The following is a 22,250-nucleotide window of genomic DNA, read 5'->3' as shown; positions in this document are numbered from 1 at the left end:
ATTTCAGCCGCGGCTGATTTAAAAGTTCAAAGAGTTTAAAAGTTCAAAAAGTTCAAAATCTTCTTCGCTCTGTGCCTTCGCTGAAGCTTCAGCATAAGCGTTGCGAGCTTCGAAGGTTTAAAAGTTCAAGAGTTCAAGTTTCTTTAGCTTTAGACGAATAAAATAATAGAACCGTCTGTTTCTTCCGGAGACAGGCGGTTTTTTGTTCGATCAGTTTTGTGAAAACATGATATCATGATTTCAGTATATCGTTATATCACGAAAGAGGAATTGGAATGCTTTGAATTCACATTGTTTTCCTTTCAATATTTATTTTGATGAATCCAGTTCTTTTTGGTTGGTAATCTTCCCGACCTTGCATTTGAAACTGAAGGCTTTCATATTTTGCTTGTTTTCCTTTTGTTCGTAAACAGTTCCTTCTTTCATGTTGGAAGTGTCGAAACGCCAGCTGGCAATAGGATCGTGGAATACATCGTCGGTATCTGTGAGAAAAATAGTGACTTCATCGTTTTCAGAAACCAGGAAACGGAAGATCCGCGGTTTTTCGGGGAATGCGATTTTGTAGTTGTTGCCTTTATGCACATTCCCGACTTCCAGGTCGCCCATTTTGAGCGAGAAATCCAGGTCGGGCGCATCTGTTCCGAACAAATCGTGGTCCCAGGCCTGGCCGTTGTTATCCAATGTTTTTACTACCAGGGAATCCAGGCTGCATTCAAAGATTTTCGTAAGCGGTTTATTAAAACTGAAAAGGGCCGATTTCGTGTTTTGTTTATAGGAATTGTTGAACCCGTCTTTTCCTGTCAGATCCGCTGAAACCATCAGGTTTTGTTTTCCTTCTTTCAGTTTGAGGCCTGCGTAGGGAATGAAGACCGTATTGCTGATCTTAGCGGTCTTTTCGTTCATTGAAAACGGATTGCAGCTGATACGGATATCGATCACATCGCCTTTGGCCAAAGCTTTCTGGTACCCGAAGGCAGGTTGAACCTGGTTCGAATCCTGGTAAATACTCAGTTTGAACGCGAATTTGGCATTTGTCAGGGCTCTTTCGAATAAACTGTCGGAAGTGTATTTTTTCCGGAGCACGTTGTAATCACAATTCACCAGAATGCGGAAACCTTTCACGCCGTTTTCGACATAATCCGTCTGGATCCCGACTTCCGGAATGATATTGCCCTTGTTCTGTGCCAGGGATTTACCACCCGGAAGAAAAGCCGCTACTAAAAGAGTTATAACTAGTTGTTTCATATCGTTTTAAAGTGAGTTATTGAACTACCAGTAACTTGCGGAACACCGATTTATCCTGGTTGTAGCCTGTGATCCAGTAAGTTCCTTTTTTCCAGGAAGAGGTTGTGAAATCAGCCGTTTTGCCGGTGTTTAAACGTTGTTCGACCACTTTTCCCATCATGTCGCTCACCACGATTTTATCCGTAGTCACCTTGCTTTCAACAGAAACAAAGCCGTTTGCGGGATTCGGGTAAAGCGACACATTTCCAGCCTCCAGTTCGTTCACAGCCAGGTTGTCCGCTTTCATTCCTATAGCATATTCTCCTTTCAGAAGATTGGTTACATTGAACGAACCGGTTTTGTCGGTTACATTTCCGAAATTCTTGGTATAAGTCGGGAATTCGATCCAATCTGCCGAACGGTCGGGGCGGTAAAGCAGGATCAGGCTGTCTTCCGTTCCGGTGATCAGTAAATGGTCGAGGTAAGCATTTCCACCGGTCAGCTGGCCGCTGTAACGGAAAGTCGCATTGGTATTGAAACCTGCATTCCAAATCCCGTCGATGCGCCAATAACGCTGTGTAGAGATCAGGTTCCCGTTTTCCCAGTGAATAATCGGGTCGGGAGCGGCCCAGTTGTGTTCCACCAACACGAACGCAGAATCACTGATGTTCTGAATTTGCAGTGTCAGGTTGGAATGCGCCAGGTTTTTGGTACCGGTTGTGTTAAAAGTATTGTATGTCGCGGTTACTGCATGCGAGATCAATTCATCGCGGTTCAGGTAACCGAAAGTCGGAATGAAAGGAACGGAAACCGTTACGGTATTGTTCATCCCTGACGAGTGGATTTTCGTTTCGAAGGTGTTCCAGTTATCGTCGCGCAGGGTCAGAGTTAACGGAACCTGGTTGCTGTAATTCGTTCGTCCAACCAGTTTCTGCTTCAGATGAACGGTTACATCGTGCTGCGCGCCGTTCTGAACCACGGTCAATGAGTCGATCGAAACATGCGGCCATCCTCCCTGGAAGATCCAGTCTTTGAAGAAGTTGTCGAGGTTGAATCCGGTAATCGCGCTCAGGTCGTCGCGGTATTCGATCGCATCGATGTCTGAGAATTTATTTTGTTCCAATAATTCTTTCAAACCGTTGAAGAATAAGGAATCTCCGAGGTAGCCCCTAAGCGTGTGGATGACGTCGGCGCCTTTCAAATAAGTAGTGTTCCCGTACGTGTGTTCCTGTGGCACTCCCGAAAGCGGCCAGTAGCCATCGTCGTCCATGTGGCAGGTGCGAAGCAGGTTTTTGTGCTCATTCCTCACCGCAGCTTCGTAGTTTGCCCGGTTGGTGAGGCCTTCCTTGAAAACGTATTCGCAATAAGCGGCGCTTCCTTCGTTGATCCACATATCTTCTGCAGTGCGGCAGGTTACCAAATCGCCCCACCAGTGATGCGACAGTTCGTGCGCCATGATGGACTGGTACGATAAACTCCCGTCAGCGATCACTTCCGGGTAAGCGATGTTCATGGCATGTTCCATAGCACCGGCAGTCATTGGTACCAAAACGTAGCCCACGCGATCCCAGCGGTACGGCCCGAATTTATTCTCAAAAATGTCGAATGCATTTTCCAGGTTGGCGAATGAATTTTTCATTTGCGTGGTATCCGAAGCATGTGCAGCCAATTTTACCGGAACGGGATCGTTTTGGTAATTCGTGAACGTGCTGTTTACAAATACGTAATTGGATACGGCAACTGAGATCAGGTAAGAAGGAATGGACTGGAACACTTTCCAGTGGTGTGTTTCCGATAAATCCGGATTGATGACAGTTCCCTGGAAAACACCGCCGCAAGCTGCATCGTGGGCAGGAAGGGTGGTTACAAACAGGTCGTAGGTAGAACGTGTGGTGAAATTATCGAAACACGGGAACCAGGTTTTTCCATAGTTGTGCGGAATGTCGTCCAATGAAACGCCCACGTTGTAAGCATACGCGGAATTGAAATAAAACCCTCCGAATGTGGGATCCTGAACTGTTGTGCCGTGGTAGAACACTTTGATGGAAGTAGAATCACCGGCATTGTAGGTTGCTCCCAGGTTTACTTTGAACCCAAGCGGGGCGGGAGTGAAGGTGAGGTTATTCCCGTTTGCATCGCGGACGCTGTCTACGGCCGGTCCCATCAAGTCCAGCCTGATCTCTGTGATGTTATTCACCAGCGGTTTGAAGCCGATTTCGGTATGGCCTTTTAGTATGAAGGTGCTAAAATCACGTAAATCCAGGTGTACCTTGTAGTGTTTGATCGCAATACTGTCACTTCGCGTATCATACGGAAAGGATGTTTGGGCAAAAGCGGTATTCAACAGGCCGGCAGCAAGTACCAGGAGGTGAAAAAAGCATTGAGCAACAGAATGTTTCATAGTTTTCGAGAATGGAGGATAAAGATAGGGAATGAATTACGAATTACGAATTACGAATTACGAATTACGAATTACGAATTACGAATTACGAATTTTGAAATTGTAATGATGTGTTTTTACTAAAATTTGTTTTTACACTTATGGGAAATGAAGGAGCGGGTTGGTGAAGAGGGGATTTTTGCCTGTTTGGCCGATTTATTCTCTTTTTTGATTTTTTCGGTGCGCTGGTTTTATGATTACTGGTTTTGATAATCCCAGTGGGAACGGGATTTTCAGCCGACTGTTCAGAATTGTTAGAAATAAGCTGAAATGTTGCATAAATAACGTTTTGATACTATACCCGTACTTGACCCATACTTGATCCGTACTTGACCCGTATATGACCCGTTTTTCTTTCTTTTTGGAGGCCGGAACCGGTTGGTTGTTTTACATATGTGAGAAGAAGTGAAATGCATTAGTACGGGATAGTTTGCAAAGGCATGATCTTTCCATATTCATTTCAAACTCCTTCCTCATTTAAAAAAAGGTGTTATTTTAGTCCCGTCAAACTAAAACTGATTACTATGAAAGTAAAAGTGGAACAGCCGTATACATTGGCTGAATTAAAGCCAAAACTGGAAGCTGCATTTCCTGAATACACTGTAAAATTCAGAGGTCCGAAAGTTTTGATCATCGGAGAAGGTAAAATTGCAGGTGCACAGATTTTTGGTGAGAAAAAGGGATTTGTGCGTTTAACTGAGACATTTCCTACTATGGGAGGGCAAATGCTTTTTGCGTTGTCTATCCTTCTTTTGGGAGTTTTGATCCCGTTCATCGTGTTTTTAACTGCTTTCAAGCCGAAACAAGTGAAATTGCGTGACAATGTTGCAGATTTCCTTCGTAAAGAATATGGTTCAGGAGCAATTGGATCTAAAAAGGCAGAAACATCCGATCTATTGGATGCAACTGTTTAATTGTTTAAGAATTAATCAAGAAAGGAATTTGCTGCGGCAGGTTCCTTTTTTTGTTTTGGAGATTTTCTATCTTATATGCTACGAATCTTTTTTTCACGCAGATGGCGCAGATTAACGCAGATAATGGGTTGCTAGCATTGTCATCTGATTGTTCCAGGTCCTTACGATCTGTGTACATTTTAAATAATCCTCAGATTTCAGGGTACTTTTGAGTTTCTCAAAACAATTTCATTTGTCCGCTGGTATCGGGAATTTGGAACAGGTCTGTGCGGAGGCGCGGGAAGGGTGTTGACGGGAGAAACTTTTTGCGGGCCAATTGCACCTGTCGCTGGATGTTCATGGCATACACTCCTTCGCCTTTCATGCGTACCCCGAAACGGCTGTCATTGAGTTTTCCGCCATGCATGTCGCGCAACTGGTTCAATACTTTTTCGGCGCGATCCGGGTAATTCTTGGTGACCCAATCGGTAAAAATCTCCCCATTAGGGCCATTGAGCCGCACAATCTGGTGGTACATGCCCAGAGCGCCACGTTTGGCTACAGCTTCCGCAATCGAAAAAATCTCATCGTCGTTCAAAGCCGGGATAATCGGCGCCATCAGTACATTTACCGGGACTCCGTGTTGTGTCAGTTTTTCAATGGCATCCAGTTTCTTGTGGCTGGTGGCGGTTCGCGGTTCCAGTTTCCTGCGAAGGTCTTCTTTCAAACTGGTTAAACTGATGTTGACAGACACCAAATTCAGTCTGGCCAATTCTTCCAGGATGTCGAGATCCCTGGTGACCAGGGCGTTTTTGGTGATGATTCCCACCGGATGCCGGTATTTGAGCATGATTTCGAGTAGTTTTCGCGTGATCCCGTAATCGCGTTCGCAGGGCTGGTAACAGTCGGTATTCCCGGAAATGGTGATGGTCTGCACTTTCCATGATTTTTTGTTCAGCGTTTCTTCCAGAAGCTGCGGGGCATTTTTCTTCACGAGAATGATGCGCTCGAAATCCGTTCCTGCACTATAGCCCCAATATTCGTGTGTAGGCCTTGCGTAGCAATAGGTGCAACCGTGTTCGCATCCCTGGTAAGGATTGAGCGAGTAGTACATGCCGATATCCGGACTGGAAAGCTTGTTCACAATCGATTTCGGATGGACATCGATGAATTTGGTTCGCAATTCCGGTTCTTCGGCAGGATCAATATCGTCAAAATCATCGCCTTTTTCCTGTGAAAAGAACCGATTGTGCGGATTTACCTGGGCTCCGCGGCCATTTTTATAACGAAAATTGTCGGACATATTTACTAGTTTGATGCTTGCAATAGCAAGTAAAAACAAAATTACTGATTATATTTTAGTTTTAAAATGATTAATAACTAATCAATTGTTAAATAAAATGTTGTTTATCTTGACTTAATACCCTGAAGGGCGGCTCATTCGCGGCGGGATTTTCCTATCTTTGTTTTATAAACCGTGAATCCATGGCCCAAATGCAAAAACAGGTACAGCAAGAAGCAAAACCGGCAGAAAACCTGTTCGGACTCTTCAACCATGTTTCCACAAACCCGGTTTTGAAGAACCGCATCGACCTGCAGCAAAACCTTATTACTCTGGTGGAACAGGGAGAGAAAGTGGTGCATTATGCCAATAGCCGGACCACGATTACCGATGCGCAATTCATCCTGCTTTCTTCCGGGAATTGCCTGATGTCTGAGAAATTTTCCAAAGACAGACCTTACCGCAGTACTTTGCTCTTCTTTGAGAATGCGGCTTTAACACGGTTTTTCACGAAATATGCCTCTTTGATCTCAAGGATTTCTCCCGACCTGTCAGCGGATAAGAAACCTTTTGTTGTTTTTGAAAAGGATGAGTTTATAAGGAATTACATCCAGTCGCTGAAGTTTATCAACCAGGAGACGCCGGGGCTTTCGGAGCAGAAAATTGCTTTGAAATTCGAAGAATTGATGCTTTACCTGCTGGAAAACTATCCGAAAGAGCTTTTGTCCTTTCAAATCCGCAGCCAGGAAGAGTATTCCGACCTGGAAATCCGGAAAGCGGTGGAGCAGAACATAACGAGCAACCTGACATTGGAAGAACTGGCTTTTTTATGCCACACGAGTGTTTCCACTTTCAAGCGCCGGTTCCAAAAACTCTATCAGCTTACCCCGCGCCAGTATTTTTTGCAGCAGAAGATGGAACTGGCCGCAACCTTCCTGCTGGAGAACGATCATCCCGGAGAAGTGTTCTACAAGGTCGGGTATGAGAACCATTCCAGCTTTTCGCAGTCGTTTAAGCAGGTTTACGGGGTGAGTCCGAAAGAATTCCAGCAGCAAAAACGAGCTTTCTCCGACAATCTTTGACCGATTAGCGACAAACTCAGGCGCAGTGTTCCCTCTAACTTTGCAGTAATCATTAAAACGCAAAGAAAGATGAGCACACAAGGATCAACATTTACATTGAAAAGCAACGAACTGGGCGGACAATTTACCAACACGCATTTCGGAGTGGGGAATGGCTGCGCAGGAGAAAACAAATCGCCGGAACTGCATTGGGAAAACGCCCCGGAAGGAACGAAAGCCTTTGCCGTAACCCTATACGATTTGGACGCCCCAACGGGGAGCGGCCTCTGGCATTGGGTGGTTTACAACATTCCGGCTTCCGTTCATTCCCTGGAAAGCGACGCCGGTAACCTGGAAACAAACAAACTGCCCGCAGGCGCACTTGGCGGGTTGAGCGATATCGGTTTGAAAGGCTATTTCGGGCCATGTCCGCCGGCAGGAGAGCTGCACCGCTACCAGATCACGGTTTACGCGCTGAAAGAACCGATCGAAGCGGGAGAAAACACCAGCGCGGCCTTTACCGGATTTCTGCTAAACGGCAACGCACTTGCAAAGGCATCCTTATTGATTTACGCCAAACAGTAAATATCTCTCATGAATAAGCAGTATTTCAAAGGCCTGATGAACTACACGCATTGGGCCAATAGGAAAGTCATGGGTTGGCTGGAACAACTGGAGGAGGAGCAATGGAATCAGGTTCATACGAGCAGCTTCAGCAGTGTCCGGGAAACCGTACTCCACATTGCCAGTGCAGAAAAGATCTGGATCGATTTCTGGAACTGTTCACCCGATGCCGTGTATCTATCTTCCGAATTTAGGGGCTCAACTAATGACTTATTGGCCACCTGGAAACTGGCTTCGGAAGGCATGGAACAATTTGTAAACGAATTTCCGGAAGAACGCTTGTCAGATCCGGTTACTTTCAGGTATCCCAGGGGCGGAGTAGGCCGCATGCTCTACTGGCAAAGTTTCGCGCATATTGTGAACCATTCGACCTATCACCGCGGGCAATTGGTGACTTTGCTGCGCCAGGCGGGTTTTACGGAGTTGTCTTCTGTGGATTTGGCGACGTACTATTTGACAGAATGAGAATCCAAAGCAGGTTTTCAACCGCTTCGGATTTAAATAATGGTTTACTCTTCGTTTTGTTTTTCATTTCCGTTCTGGATTCCGGCTTTTTTTGCCAGTCCTTCCGTGTTGGGAATGTTCTTGTAATAAACAATCCCGGATTCTCCGAAGCGGATGAATGCCACCGCCGATTGGATGTGAAAAGCTCCGCCAGCTTTGACCGATCTTCCTTTGGTAAAATACTCCACGATGGTGAAGGGATCGCTGTGATAGCTTTTTGCCATAACTTCTTCGGTGTGAATGCCTTTGGTGACTGGATCTGAAGCGATTGTTTCAAAGTGTTTTTTGATCTCGTCGGGTCCTTTGAACGAGGTTCCGCCGGCAGCACCAAAGGGTAATTCCAGTACTGCGCCTTCTTCAAAATAAGTGAGGAATTTGTTGTAATCGGTGTTCTGAAGCGCTTCGGCCAGTTCGGTAATGATCTGATTTTTTTGAATCTCCGTCATGGTGTTTGTTTTTAAGGATCAATGATACCCTAAGATACAACAAGCGGGAATAGGGGAACGTTAAAAGATGTTGGGATTTTTTGGGGGGGCTCGCAGATTTAGCGGATTACGCAGAGAGAATTTTTACAATCGCTGTTATAATATCTTTGTATGGAATTTACTCAAACATTTGAAAATCGAATATTATTCGATCTTTTTCAATTCATAATTAAGGGTGTTAACTTGCCAAAATCCATCTTTAACCTCAACACTTTTTGGGAGTTCCGTCAATTCATAACCAAATGTTTTTAGCACATTTTTGGCCTTGTGTCTGACTGTAGTCCAATCACTTTGATCCAAAACATCCGTATCGAAACATTCATTGTCCAGAGTACAGAAATGGTCAACGATTGATAATAGCTCTCCAATCCCGATATTTTGTTCAAGACTGTACTTATCCGGATTGTAGCAATATTTGCCATAAGTATAAAAATCCTCTGTTAGGTCACAAATTGCGCAACCCGGAATCGTATAATCCAATTGACACTGCTTATCACTTGCAAGCGCAATGATTGAAATAATCAGATTTTTATGCAGCTGTTTTTGGTCAGTCATTTTAGTTTGGAGACTTTAAATGTAAGGGTTTATTGAAGGAAACAGTATTTTCAAAAGCTGTTACTGTTAATGTTTTTTAGAGAATTTAATGAGTGATTTGGTTATTTTTTTCGTTTTGATTTAGTCTTTTCATTAATGACTATATCTTGTTTTTCTTTTATTTCTTTGGCTGATGCTACTTTTTTTACTGTTTTTTCCTTAAGCAACTTATTACTTTTAATCTCTTTAGAAATAAGTTCTTGGACAGGTCGTTTTGGTGTTTCTAAAACAGAATATTCTTCATTGAATATTTTTTTATAAGTTTCTTTGAATTTTTTCTCGTCACGAATTTTTGTGAATAATGGCCATTCTTTATAATCCGATCTATCGACATCTCCATTATTTCCAATTTTTTTCATTATTAGATATGCCTCATCATACTTTTCAGTAAGTACAGCATGAGCAAGTTTGAAGTCATCACAACTTGCACTCCAGTCTTTTGTATCAAGAATTTTTCTTGATTCTTCTTTTTTATCTTGAAGATATTTTGAGAGCGCCGCATTAATAATAAAAACATTTTTAAATGAATCATTAAAATGTTTTTTTTGTTCATAACCAAAGACAAGCAGTATATCGCCTAGTTTAAAGGCTTCGGCATTAAGCAATTTGAAACAGACATCATTTAAATCTCTATCCGCATTTTTTAGATCACTAGGTAACAATTTTCTCCAAATAGTATGAGATAGCTTTACAGCCATCTCAAATAGACATTCATACGCTTCTCTAAAATAATCTGGTGGAACACCAAGTCGATCACCAACTTTTAATTTTTCATTGACAACGCATTGATGTTCTTTACAATTTTTAAAATATTGGTTTGAAATAATTCCGTCACAATGAACTAGTAGGTTTCTTCGTTCTGTAATTTCAATAAATGTTTGCCATACTGGAAGTTTTTCTCTAAGCTTGATGCCAATAAGTTTTTCCAAATAATCAAATTGTTCAGAATGGCTTTTACGTAACACTGTATCGATTTCTTTATCAATAATGAAATCTCGGGCATTATCAATAGATTTCATTTCAACTAATTGTGAAAAAGTAAGATTTCTTTCAGAACCATTTAATAATTCTGGTTTTATTTCATAAATAGCTCTTAAAAGTCTTGTCAGAAATGCATCATATTGAGATATCAATGATACAAAAAGACTTTCAGGTATAATTTTACTTGCTAAGCTAGAAGTAGAGGCATTTCTTTCAAGCGTTTCAAAAACTTTAGCTTCATCTTGTTTTACAAGTATGCGTTTTTTTCCGTCATCTTCTTCTATTTCTTTAACATTATTCTTCAAAAATTTAAGGAAGTCATCATTAGCCTTTTTATTATATGGCTGAAGTAATAATATAGTCATTGGTAAAGTATCCCTAATAGAATCAATATGTCTTAAAAAAGTGTGTAGATTCAAATCTAATTGTTCGCCAGTCATTGGTTTCAGTTTAGTGTTCCTTAGATATTATTATGATGACTTTGCTAGCAATTTAGGTTCAGCAAATAGTTCATCGTTACGTTAACGCCTCAATTCTAATCATAAATCTCAAAAGTCCACTCAAACGATTGTGTGAGTTGGCTAAAAAGTTAGTTCAATACATGAGGTTGAATTCATACAGTTAGAACTCTTTCACTCCTGGATCTTCCTCACAAACTCTGTTATTTCGGGGTATTCCGTAAACCAAATCGGTTGGAGGCGCATTTCATCGAATACGCGTTGGGTGATCTGTTCGTCCATGCGGAAGAGCTCGGTGAGGATTGTTTGGCAGTTTTCGTAGACCGCGCTGTCTACTTTGACGGCTGCCCGGCGCATTTTATCCAGGATGGCTTCGGCTTTTTGTTTGATCTGGCGGGAATCTTCTTCGGTGAATTCCGGCATGGAGTTCTTTTTCAGGAAAATGTAGTTGTTGGTATTCAGCGGGATGTTGGCGATGAGGTCGATGAGCCTGCGCAGGTTGCGGTCGGAAAATGAGAGCCCGATCATGAGGCCGGTTCCCTGTGTGAGCATGCTGGTCTGGATGAGGTTTGCCCAGTAATGGCTGTTGCTGGCAATGGAATTGTAATCGTCTTCCGAAAGAATGATGTTGCCGGTGCTTTGAACAGTCGGAGAAGGATTCTCAAAAGGCATGAAACCGTGCGGGTGATAAATGGGAACGGAACCGTTTTGCGGCAAAGTTCCCAGGTCAAACACGGAAGTGTAATCGATCTGTTTGCTTTGGAAGGATTGTTCCAGCAAATCGTCGAAATTGTAGGTGATCACGGAATTAAGTTTTCTGTCGGGTTGAGCCGCCAGCGCCGTGATCTCGTTCAACAGGTCATTAGCCAGTGCATTATCAAAAGGATTCCTCACGGCCACTTCATCGAATTGATTGTAGAGGCATTCGTAAAGGATTTTCAGGAATTCTTCGTCGGAAAGGTGCGTTTTCAGCTTCCGGATAATGATGTCGAGCGATTCGCCGGTTTTATTGAGGTACCATTCGCCCATTGCGTACAAATAGTTGGGGAAAGGCTTGATGGAGTGCCAGTGCTCAATGTTCATGAAGCGGAAATACATGCTGACTACCAGTTGTTTCCAGTTGGGCAGCCCGCTTGCAGCAGAAACCCCGGCGCCGAGGTAAAGGTTTAAACTCCCGCTTTTGTAGGCGGTTTTCAGGTCGTTAAGAGCATCTTCAGACATCAGGAATAGTTTAGTGTTGAATACCAGTGAATTGAAAGTTGTTTCAATAGTAATGAAAAATCCGGATACAAGGATTTGGTCTTTTCAATTTTCTTAAATTAGATAGGCTATTCAAAACGGAAATTTAAAAAATGAAAGGTAGAAATAAATATAAAATACCTTCGGATGAAGAAGAAGGAAAAGTCCTTCCAAATAAATTGAATATAGTTGATCTTCATGAGTTAGAAATTGCTGAGGCCAGAGGATTTATTGCTGCTCAAATTATATTGCGTTCAGAATTAAATTCAGAAACGAAATTTGATCTGAAATATATTTTTAGAATTCATGAACTTGCCCTTGGGGATGTTTATAATTTTGCAGGAAAGGTCAGAAAGGTGGATATGTCGAAGGCTGGATTCCGTTTTCCTTCAGCATTTCATTTGGATAATACTTTGAAAGAATTTGACAAAGGATTACTAGCAGATATTCGAAGAGAATACCAAAATATTTCAGAATTGATTGAAGATATAGCAAAGATTCATGCTGAACTTCTTTTCATCCATCCTTTCAGGGAAGGAAATGGACGAACGGCGAGAGTTTTAGCGAACTTAATGGCTGAAAAAGCAGGTTACGGACGTATTCTGTTTGAGCGATTGGATGATGAAGAAATGTTTAGCAGATACATTCAAGCGATACAGCAGGCAGCAGGAACATATAAACCTATGCAAGATTTAATCGGCCTTCTTTTTCAAATTTAGAAGCAGCTGCCTCAGCCATTTTATAAGCTTCTTCAAAAGTGAGAATGATTCCTTCCAATTTAAAGGACACAACAGTATCAAGGGCAGTTCTCATTAAGAAATCCCTGCGATCCGTTTTGACAGATCCTTTGCTGTTTTTGACAGAATTTTTCATTCTAGTATAAAGATACAAAATTATGGGAAGGGCGTTGCATCTCACGATCTTTTTTATAGACAGAAAGTTCGGGAAGGAGCATAGAACTCTCAAACACTATAGGCTAAGTTCTTCTGGCTAAAAGCGCTATTTTTGTACTTATTCAAACCTTATTGCCAGATGAGAAGTGTTGTTGGTTGTTTGCTGGTTGTTTTTGTGTTGTTGGTTCCTCAGTGGTTATTGGCTAAGCAAGAGCCGGCCGATTCGTTGCGTATGTTGCTAGAGTCGGCACACGGGAAGCGGGAAGGGGAACTGAATATGGAACTGGCAAATTTGCTCCTGGCAGAATACCCGGATTCCTGTATTTATTATGCGCAAAGAGCCCGTGCTATTGGGAAAAGTACCAGCAATCATGTATTGGTGATCCGTTCGTATTCCGCAACGGGTGAAGCTTACCAGCGAAAGAATCAATTAAAGAAAGCACTCGCATCTTATTTCAAAGGGCTGGAACTGGCCGAGAAACACGACGAGAAATCATTGTCCGGAACGATTTACAACGGGATCGGGGTGTGCTATTTCCTGATGAATGATGTGAAGAAGGCGGAACAGTACATGAAACGTGCGTCGGAAGCCAAGAAGGCGGCGAATGATTTCCGGTATTATGTGCTTATCACGATCAACCTGGCATCTGTGCAAATCATGCAGCAGTCGTTTGATGAGTCGGTGAAGACATTGAAAGAAGCCGAAAAGACCTTGCTGAAGCAGAAACAGGAACAATACCTGGCAACGGTTTACAATTCGCTGGGAGCGGCTTACCAGAGTATTCAGCCGGATTCCTGCGTGTATTATTACGAACTGAGCCTCCAATATTCTGAGAAGTACCGGGATTACCTGTTGAAAATGAACGCTTACCAGAACCTCGGCGATTATTATTTTGACCGAAAAGAGTACGCAACCGCCATTAACTATATGAAACTGGCTATTTCAACCAATGAAAAACGCCCGGAAGATTCCTACAAACCTGCTTTGTATGAACGGATCAGCACCCTGTACGATTCGATCGGGGATTTCAGGAATGCTTACAAGTACAAGAAGCTGGAAGCGGAGGCTCACAAGCGCATTTTTTCGGTTGAAAAGCAAAAAGAGATCGAAGAACTGGAGATAAAGTACGAAAGTGAGAAAAAGGAAAAGGAAATCCAGCAAAACAAGCAGGAACTGGAACGCAGGAAAAACCAGCAGAATATCCTGGTCTTCTGTGCGGTTTCGCTCTTCCTGGTTGCGGGATTCATTACTTACCTGGTTTTCCAGCGCAAACGCATTGAACGGCAATTCGAACAGGAAAAACTGCGTCTTTTCGAGAATATTTTCCACGAGATCCGTACTCCGCTTACGTTGATCAACGGACCGATCCAGGTCATGAAGCAACAGAAAAAATACCCGGAAGAACTGGACCTGATGGAGCGCAATTCCCAAAAACTGATCCGGCTGGTGAATGAACTGCTGGATGCTTCCAAACTCGGAAAAGGCAGCTACCAGCTGAATTATATGAACGGGAACCTGAACGAATTCATCGGAAGTGTTATTGATCAATTTACCGGCGAGGCGAATCTGAAAGATATCCGGATCATCTGTCAGCTGGAAGAGCAGGAGGAGAACCATTCGTTCCCGGCTGATGCGCTGGAGAAAATCCTGTCCAACCTGCTTGGCAATGCGGTGAAATATTGCCCGGTGAAATCGGAGATTACCGTTCTTTCAAAGATAGCGGGGAACAATCTGATCCTGAAAGTGGTGGACAACGGTCCCGGAATCCCGAAGAGGGATCAGAAGAAGGTATTTCGTCGCTTTTTCCGTGGAAAACACGCCCATGAAACCGGAGGAACGGGAATCGGACTATCGCTGGTTAAAGAATTGGTGGAATTGGCCGGTGGAACAATTGCCTTGCAAAGCAGCCATTTCGGGACGGTTTTCCAGGTGCAAATACCGGTTCAGAGTGAGAATCCAAAGCAGGTTTTCAACCGCTTCGGATTAAATGATGATGGAACAGAAGAATCGCGGGCCACGCTGCTTTTGGTTGAAGACGACGCGGATACGGCAGCTTTCACTATTTCGGTATTGAAAGACGAATTCCGGATTGTTCACGCGAAGAATGGCCGTGAAGGGTTGGAACTGATCCGTGAAAATTTACCGGATATCGTGCTTTCGGATGTCATGATGCCGGAAATGGACGGAATTGAATTGCTGCGCGAAATCCGTTCGGATGAACTGGCCAATCATTTGCCTTTTGTCTTGTTTTCTGCCAAAGCTTCCCTGGAAAGCCGCCTGGAAGGATTGCAGCACGGGGCAGATGCCTACATTTCGAAACCTTTCTCACCGGAAGAATTGAAACTGACCATTCGCAACCTGTTCAGCACGGTGCAGCGTAATAAAGAAGCGTACACGGCTTCGATCCAGTCGGAAAAAACCTTTGAAGAGCGCTTGAAAAGCCGGAATGCTTACGTCAATAAAGTCATTGACTGCATTGTCCGCAACATCGACGATTCTGATTATTCGGTGAATGAGCTTTCGAGTGACCTGGCGGTCAGCAGAAGTCAGCTTCACCGCAAACTGGCCGCTTTGACCGGTTTCTCGACCACGAATTTTATCCGCATGGTACGCCTTGAAAAAGCCAAAGACTTATTATTGAACGGCGACGGAACGATTACCGAAATTGCCTACAAATGCGGTTTCAGCAGCCAGTCTTATTTCACCAAATCCTTTACGGAACACTTCGGGAAAAGCCCGAGCCAAATGATGGGGAAACCTTGATTTTACTGCGGATGCAACAATAGTAAACGGATCTACAACATCCGTACATGCGGCCCTGAAAGCTGCCGTTTACTTTTGCGCAGTAAACAATAACATCATGACAAAATACGCTCTCTTTTTTGTTTTTATCGCGTCTATCTGGTCTGCTTTCGGCCAGGATGATTGTGCGACAGCAGTGACGCTGACACCGAATGCGGTATGTAACTACACCAACGGTTCCTTTAGTGGAATGACGATTAATGCCCCGCTTCCTGCTTGTGCTACTTCGTCTTCGCAGGACGTGTGGTATAAATTCACGGCAACGGATTCTACCATGCGCATTTCCTTGTCGTCGCAGTCGGGTTTGAACCACGGATTTGAGATTATCCAGGGTGGCTGCGGCGGAACAGTGGTACAATGTGTGAACAACAACGGGACCAGTGTCAGCGAAGGCTATTTCAATAATAACTTCATTCCCGGACAATTGTACTATGTGCGGGTATTTAACGCTTCCGGTTCTGTAAGTACATCTTCCTTTGGGATCTGTGTGCAGAATTACCCTGTCCCGGTCAATGACCGTTGTGTCAATGCCACGACTTTAACCCCGTCAACAAGCTGCAACTATACCTACGGTACGTTCAGCGGAGCAATGATGAATGGCGGAACTCCTTCCTGCGGGCAGGGAACTGCTTCCCAGGACGTTTGGTACAAATTCACCGCAACAGATTCTACGATGCGGATCAGCCTGGAATCTGTTTCGAACCTGAATCATGGATTTGAGATCATCCAGGGCAGCTGCAACGGACCCGTTTTGAATTGCATCAATAACAACAGTACCAGCATCAGCGAAGGCTATTTCAACAATAATTTTATCCCCGGCCAATTGTACTACGTACGTGTTTTCAATGTTTCCGGGAACTTATCGACCTTATCATTCGGGATTTGCATTCAAAATTACCCGGTGCCTGTCAATGACCGTTGTGTCAATGCCACAACTTTAACCCCATCAACAAGCTGCAACTATACCTACGGTACATTCAGCGGAGCAATGATGAACGGCGGAGCTCCTTCCTGCGGGCAGGGAACTGCTTCGCAGGACGTTTGGTATAAATTCACCGCAACAGATTCTACGATGCGGATCAGCCTGGAGTCCGTTTCTAATCTGAATCATGGATTTGAGATCATCCAGGGCAGCTGCAACGGTCCGGTTTTGAATTGTATCAATAACAACAGTACGAGTATCAGTGAGGGGTATTTTTACTACGATTTTATTCCCGGACAATTGTACTATGTGCGTGTGTTCAATGTTTCCGGGAACTTATCGACCTTATCATTCGGGATTTGCATTCAAAATTACCCGGTCCCTGCAAACGACCGTTGTGTCAATGCCATAACTTTAACCCCATCAACAAGCTGCAACTATACCTACGGTACATTCAGCGGGGCGATGATGAACGGCGGAACTCCTTCCTGCGGGCAGGGAACTGCTTCGCAGGACGTTTGGTATAAATTCACCGCAACAGATTCTACGATGCGGATCAGCCTGGAGTCCGTTTCTAATCTGAATCATGGATTTGAGATCATCCAGGGCAGCTGCAACGGTCCGGTTTTGAATTGTATCAATAACAACAGTACCAGCATCAGCGAAGGCTATTTCAACAATAATTTTATTCCGGGACAACTGTATTACGTCCGTGTGTTCAATGTTTCGGGGAACTTATCTACTTTATCATTCGGGATTTGCATTCAAAATTACCCGGTGCCTGTCAATGATCGTTGTGTCAATGCCACGACTTTAACACCGTCAACAAGCTGCAATTATACCTACGGTACATTCAGCGGAGCAATGATGAACGGCGGAATTCCTTCCTGCGGGCAGGGAACCGCTTCCCAGGACGTTTGGTATAAATTCACAGCAACAGATTCCACGATGCGGATCAGCCTGGAATCTGTTTCGAACCTGAATCATGGATTTGAAATTATCCAGGGCAGTTGCAATGGACCCGTTTTGAATTGCATCAATAACAACGGTGCCAGCATCAGCGAAGGTTATTTCAACAATAATTTTATTCCGGGACAACTGTATTATGTCCGTGTTTTCAATGTTTCCGGGAATTTATCGACGCTATCATTCGGGATTTGTATTCAAAATTACCCGGTGCCTGTCAATGACCGTTGTGTCAATGCCACAACTTTAACCCCATCAACAAGCTGCAACTATACCTACGGAACATTCAGCGGAGCGATGATGAACGGCGGAGCTCCTTCCTGCGGGCAGGGAACCACTTCCCAGGACGTTTGGTATAAATTTACAGCAACAGATTCCACGATGCGAATCAGCCTGGAGTCTGTTTCCGGCCTGAATCATGGATTTGAGATCATCCAGGGCAGCTGCAACGGTCCGGTTTTACATTGTATCAATAACAACAGTACGAGTATCAGCGAAGGGTATTTTTACTACGATTTTATACCCGGACAACTCTATTATGTGCGCGTTTTCAATGTTTCGGGGAACTTATCGACCTTATCATTCGGGATCTGCATTCAAAAATACCCGGTGCCGGTGAACGACTTGTGTGTAAACGCCATCGAGTTGATGCCGAATAATACCTGCAGTACTATTTCAGGCACATTCAGCGGGGCAATGCTGAACGGGAATACACCTTCCTGCGGATCAGGAACTTCACAGGATGCGTGGTACCGCTTCACAGCAACCGCAACCAGCATGACCGTGCAGTTAGGATCTGTTTCCGGGTTGAACCATGGTTTCCAGGTGTTTGAAGGGAGTTGTACGGGAACTGAAATCCTTTGCCGCAACCAAAACGGATCGGGGATCAGTGAATCGGCGGTATTGAATACATTGACCGTAGGACAGACGTATTACATCCGTGTTTTGAACACATCTTCTTCTTTGAGCACCGCTACTTTCAGTATTTGTTTGATCGGCCCGCCGCCGAGTGCTTGTACTCCGGCTGTGTTGATTACTGCATCTGCTACCTCCATTTGCCAGGGAGAAAGTGTGACATTTACCGCTACACCCACTTACGGCGGAACAGCACCTTCCTACCAATGGAAAATCAACGGAACCAACGTTGGAACGAATAGTCCTTCATTTACAAGTTCAACGCTTGCCAACGCCAATAACGTGGTTTGTGTCATGACCAGTAATGCAGCCTGTGCTTCACCGCTAACAGCTACCAGCAATACGATCGTAATGACAGTCACTGCAACAGTCAACCCAACTTTCACACAGGTTTCCCCGATTTGCTCCGGGGGATCGTTTGCACTTCCGGCTACATCCAACAACGGAATTACCGGAACGTGGAATCCTGCGATCACCAATACCGCCACCACGACCTATACATTCACACCCGATGGCGGACAGTGTGCCAATGCCGCAACGATGACCGTTACCGTAAACAATGCGGTTGTTCCTACTTTTACCCAGGTTCCTGCTATTTGTTCAGGCGGATCATTTACGCTTCCAGCAACGTCCAATAACGGCATTGCCGGAACATGGAGCCCTGCGATCAACAATACAGCTACAACCACCTACACGTTTACGCCAAACAGCGGAGGTTGCACAAGTACTGTAACGATGACCGTTAACGTAAATAATACGGTTGTTCCTGCATTCAACCAGGTTGCAGCGATTTGTACGGGCGGATCATTTACACTTCCAACTACTTCCGACAATGGAATAACCGGAACGTGGAGTCCTGCCATCAATAACACTGCAACGACCACGTATACTTTTACGCCGAATGCGGGGCAATGTGCCACAACTACAACGATGACCGTAACGGTGAATACACCTTCGATCACACCGGCATTCAACCAAATTCCTGCGATTTGTAGCGGTGAATCATTTACGCTTCCTGCTACTTCCACGAACGGAATCAGCGGAACATGGAGTCCTGCGATCAACAACACCGCCACCACAACCTACACATTTACCCCGAATACCGGGCAATGCGGAGTTACCACAACGATGACGGTTACTGTGAACGGAACTTTGACGGCCCCGGCTTTCAACCAGGTAGCGGCCATTTGTCAGGGAGATTCCTTTACGCTTCCTGCCACTTCCACGAATGGAATCAGCGGAACGTGGAGTCCGGCGATCAATAACACGGCAACGACCACTTATACGTTCACTCCGAACTCCGGCCAGTGTGCGTCTACTGCAACAATGACTGTTACAGTAAACAATACGGTTACACCGACCTTTACAGCTATTCCGGCGATTTGTTCGGGAGAAACGATTACACTTCCAGCGATTTCCACTAACGGCATCAGCGGAACGTGGAGTCCGGCGGTGAATAATACAGCTACGACCACTTACACATTTACACCGGCATCCGGACAATGTGTTCAAACGGCAACGATGACGGTGGTTGTCAACAGTGTGAATACAACAGTCAATACATCCGGAATTACGATAACTGCAGCTGCAACCGGTGCGACTTACCAATGGATCAATTGTACAACGAACCAGGCAATCGCAGGAGCAACGAATGCATCGTTCAACCCGGTCCAAAACGGTTCGTACGCAGTAATCGTGACGCAAAACAACTGTTCGGATACTTCGAATTGTGTGGTCATTTCTACAGTAGGAGTAGAGTCGTTGGAACAAAACGGCTGGAATGTTTACCCGAACCCCGTGACCGACCAATTGTTTATTGAAGCAATAGAATCCGCAGAGATAACGATCATCGACATGGCGGGGAAAACGATCCTGTCGGAAACATTGCAACCCGGTAAAAACACATTGAATGTGAGCTTACTGACCAGAGGAGTTTATTTTATCCGTTCCGGATCAGGAGCGAATGTGAAGTTTGTGAAGCAATAGAACCTTGCTTTGATTGAAAAATCCCCGATTGGTTCGAGACAACCGGGGATTTTTTATGGGCTCGGATCAACAAATCAGTAATAAGCGTTTTTGTCCGGAATGCTCGTGAGGTGCGCGGTGAATACAGGGAAGTACCGGGTTTCCGGGATGATCGACAGCCAATTTCCAGATATTCCCCACGCCCAGGTTGATGATGCGGGCATCCGGGGCGGCCTGGTAATGCAAATCGAAGAAATTTTCGGTCAAGAACTCTTCAAAACCGGCTTCTTTTCCATCGTATAGCTTCCGGAGTTCATTCCTGATTTCGGGGATTTGTATTTTTTGTGTTGCCTGTGCATTCGGTACAATTTCGCTGGCATCGCCCTGGTAGGTGCACAGGAACGTGCTGGTCGGAATAGGGGAGCGATCTGCATGAAAGGAATAAACATCCGTTGGAAAAAACGGAAAGTCTTCGTCTTTGTCGTACTGACTGATGATATTCAGTACCGGCGCAGCGCCATGAGCTTTCAGTACTTCCAGGTCGTTCAGCAAAATGCTGCGGGCAAGTTGTCCGTCTTCAGACAAGGTCAGTTCCAGCAATTCTTCGGGATCAACCTCCGTGATGTTCCCCGTGAGCTCAATCTTGTCCACAATTTCGGAGAAATCGCCGGCCAGTTGCCGCATCCAGCCAATGGCATTGACTTCACCCCGGAAAGGTTCGGAAATCAGTTCCTGGAAACTGGAAACATACCGGATCTGATTTTCCTGTGATAAAGCTGTCATGGGGGAAAGATAGGGAGAAAAAAATGAACGCCGGTGAAGGTTAAGATATAGATCGTTTTTTTAGTTGCTCTGACGTAATTTTACATATAAGGGAATTACTGGTGTGACTCTCTGCTTCAATTTGAAATAAATGCGCCTACAGCTTTTGCAGTAACATTATTTGCCTGTTCCCGCTGAATGAAGACCATTTTCTTTACTTTCATTCTTTTAAACCAGTCATCCCAGTACGTTTTCAGAATTTCAAAATCATAACCTTTTCCAGTCATCCTTTCATTTACTTCACAAACTAAAACCTCGGTGTTCGACAGATCAATATTTACTATCGGAATATTTAACCTGTTCATGGTGATCACATCCAGTACATTGCCAATTTCGACGGCGGGATATAAAACAGATCTGTAATCATTTTTCGCTTTCCCATACCCGTAAATCTTAGTATCCGCAGGCTTATTTTCAGATTCCAGGTAACCGTCCGTAATGATTACAAGCTTGTTAATGTAGTTATCAAATAATGTCGGCTTTTTCAAGTGATTTATAAGATATCTGCGCAAATAAAACCGGTAATCTGCTCCAAGAGGTTTATCTTTTGCCAGCTGATACATTTTTTTGATACTTGTTTCAAACCGTTTATTCAGATCATCGGTGAAAAACAGACGATTGCTTTTCCCTTTATGATTGGATAAGTCAAATTGCAAGGCATTTGCAACTGCTCCAAATTGTCCCTTCGCCTGATCGATATCTGTAACATCGACTATTAATTTATCCTTCGTATCTTGCTTTAGTTTTGAGAAATCAACAAACGATTTCCAAAGTGTCTGTAAAACAAGCAGGTCGTTAGTGATTTGATGCGGATTATTTGCCGTATCCGTTATTCTTCTCGACAAGTCCGGTACAATGATTACATTTAAACTTGTAGGAGCAGGAGGCAGCCAGCTGATACATTCATTTAATTCTTCTTCTGACAGCTTGAGATCTGACAATTTTTTTCTTGTTGCATATAAAAAATCTTCATCCTGATATAGGTCGGCTTTATACTTATACCAAACCATTTCGATGTCTTTTTTGCTGAAACTTGTTTCAAGTTCCTGCAGAGCTTTGCTTTGAGTTGACGGTCTTACGAGTACTGAGATAAACAAGCCGAAAAGCAGCAAAAATGCACCAAGTATATATACAGGCTTTTTATTTTTCTTTTTATGTTGTCGTTGAATATTCTCCATA

The 22,250-nt window shown here is 44.1% G+C and carries 16 protein-coding genes; 7 read left to right on the top strand and 9 right to left on the bottom strand.

Features of this window, described 5'->3' with window-relative positions:
• Nucleotides 1–309: 309 nt before the first annotated feature.
• Both ABDW02_RS07440 and ABDW02_RS07435 read right to left on the bottom strand, forming a co-directional pair.
• On the bottom strand, nt 310–1,245 hold the full coding sequence (locus ABDW02_RS07440) for a hypothetical protein (RefSeq protein WP_343633675.1): 936 nt from the start codon (nt 1,243–1,245) through the stop codon (nt 310–312).
• A gap of 16 nt (nt 1,246–1,261) precedes the next feature.
• Complete coding sequence (locus ABDW02_RS07435) at nt 1,262–3,625, bottom strand: M1 family aminopeptidase (protein WP_343633672.1); 2,364 nt, start codon at nt 3,623–3,625, stop codon at nt 1,262–1,264.
• A 563-nt stretch (nt 3,626–4,188) separates the two neighbouring features.
• Here ABDW02_RS07435 and ABDW02_RS07430 point away from each other — a divergent pair.
• The gene (locus ABDW02_RS07430) at nt 4,189–4,578 is read left to right on the top strand and encodes a hypothetical protein (protein ID WP_343633670.1); all 390 of its coding nucleotides are present in this window, start codon (nt 4,189–4,191) and stop codon (nt 4,576–4,578) included.
• A gap of 217 nt (nt 4,579–4,795) precedes the next feature.
• On the opposite strand, the gene ABDW02_RS07425 is transcribed toward ABDW02_RS07430, so the two are convergent.
• Complete coding sequence (locus tag ABDW02_RS07425) at nt 4,796–5,860, bottom strand: PA0069 family radical SAM protein (protein ID WP_343633668.1); 1,065 nt, start codon at nt 5,858–5,860, stop codon at nt 4,796–4,798.
• Nucleotides 5,861–6,042: 182 nt separating this feature from the next.
• Between ABDW02_RS07425 and ABDW02_RS07420 the strand changes: the two genes are divergently transcribed.
• From ABDW02_RS07420 to ABDW02_RS07410, 3 genes are all read left to right on the top strand, one after another.
• Nucleotides 6,043–6,921, top strand: coding sequence for an AraC family transcriptional regulator (locus tag ABDW02_RS07420; RefSeq protein WP_343633666.1), 879 nt, complete (start codon nt 6,043–6,045; stop codon nt 6,919–6,921).
• 69 nt (nt 6,922–6,990) lie between these two features.
• Nucleotides 6,991–7,485: a YbhB/YbcL family Raf kinase inhibitor-like protein gene (locus tag ABDW02_RS07415; RefSeq protein WP_343633664.1), complete on the top strand. Its 495-nt coding sequence runs from the start codon at nt 6,991–6,993 to the stop codon at nt 7,483–7,485.
• 9 nt (nt 7,486–7,494) lie between these two features.
• Nucleotides 7,495–7,989: a DinB family protein gene (locus ABDW02_RS07410; protein ID WP_343633662.1), complete on the top strand. Its 495-nt coding sequence runs from the start codon at nt 7,495–7,497 to the stop codon at nt 7,987–7,989.
• 44 nt (nt 7,990–8,033) lie between these two features.
• Here the strand turns inward: ABDW02_RS07410 and ABDW02_RS07405 are convergent, their stop codons facing one another.
• The 4 genes from ABDW02_RS07405 to ABDW02_RS07390 form a co-directional block, all read right to left on the bottom strand.
• Nucleotides 8,034–8,474 (bottom strand): nuclear transport factor 2 family protein, encoded by a 441-nt coding sequence (locus ABDW02_RS07405; protein ID WP_343633660.1) that lies wholly within the window; start codon nt 8,472–8,474, stop codon nt 8,034–8,036.
• A 183-nt stretch (nt 8,475–8,657) separates the two neighbouring features.
• A complete protein-coding gene (locus ABDW02_RS07400; protein WP_343633658.1) occupies nt 8,658–9,068 on the bottom strand; it encodes a hypothetical protein in 411 nt (136 codons plus the stop codon).
• A 101-nt stretch (nt 9,069–9,169) separates the two neighbouring features.
• A complete protein-coding gene (locus ABDW02_RS07395; RefSeq protein WP_343633656.1) occupies nt 9,170–10,528 on the bottom strand; it encodes a hypothetical protein in 1,359 nt (452 codons plus the stop codon).
• Nucleotides 10,529–10,720: 192 nt separating this feature from the next.
• Complete coding sequence (locus ABDW02_RS07390) at nt 10,721–11,767, bottom strand: SIR2 family protein (RefSeq protein WP_343633654.1); 1,047 nt, start codon at nt 11,765–11,767, stop codon at nt 10,721–10,723.
• A 131-nt stretch (nt 11,768–11,898) separates the two neighbouring features.
• Here ABDW02_RS07390 and ABDW02_RS07385 point away from each other — a divergent pair, with 131 nt between their 5' ends.
• The 3 genes from ABDW02_RS07385 (at nt 11,899) to ABDW02_RS07375 (ending at nt 20,270) form a co-directional block, all read left to right on the top strand.
• Entirely contained in the window at nt 11,899–12,504 is a 606-nt protein-coding gene (locus ABDW02_RS07385) for a Fic family protein (RefSeq protein ID WP_343633652.1), read from the top strand.
• A gap of 313 nt (nt 12,505–12,817) precedes the next feature.
• Complete coding sequence (locus ABDW02_RS07380; protein WP_343633650.1) at nt 12,818–15,442, top strand: ATP-binding protein; 2,625 nt, start codon at nt 12,818–12,820, stop codon at nt 15,440–15,442.
• 97 nt (nt 15,443–15,539) lie between these two features.
• Nucleotides 15,540–20,270 (top strand): T9SS type A sorting domain-containing protein, encoded by a 4,731-nt coding sequence (locus ABDW02_RS07375; protein WP_343633648.1) that lies wholly within the window; start codon nt 15,540–15,542, stop codon nt 20,268–20,270.
• 66 nt (nt 20,271–20,336) lie between these two features.
• On the opposite strand, the gene ABDW02_RS07370 is transcribed toward ABDW02_RS07375, so the two are convergent.
• Both ABDW02_RS07370 and ABDW02_RS07365 read right to left on the bottom strand, forming a co-directional pair.
• The gene (locus ABDW02_RS07370) at nt 20,337–21,032 is read right to left on the bottom strand and encodes a hypothetical protein (RefSeq protein WP_343633646.1); all 696 of its coding nucleotides are present in this window, start codon (nt 21,030–21,032) and stop codon (nt 20,337–20,339) included.
• Between the two features lie 116 nt (nt 21,033–21,148).
• A complete protein-coding gene (locus ABDW02_RS07365; RefSeq protein WP_343633644.1) occupies nt 21,149–22,249 on the bottom strand; it encodes a hypothetical protein in 1,101 nt (366 codons plus the stop codon).
• Between the last annotated feature and the right edge of the window lies 1 nt (nt 22,250).

Origin of the sequence: Fluviicola sp. (assembly GCF_039596395.1) — a bacterium.
Lineage (GTDB): Bacteria > Bacteroidota > Bacteroidia > Flavobacteriales_D > Crocinitomicaceae > Fluviicola.
This window is presented reverse-complemented; position numbering and strand designations above follow the sequence as displayed.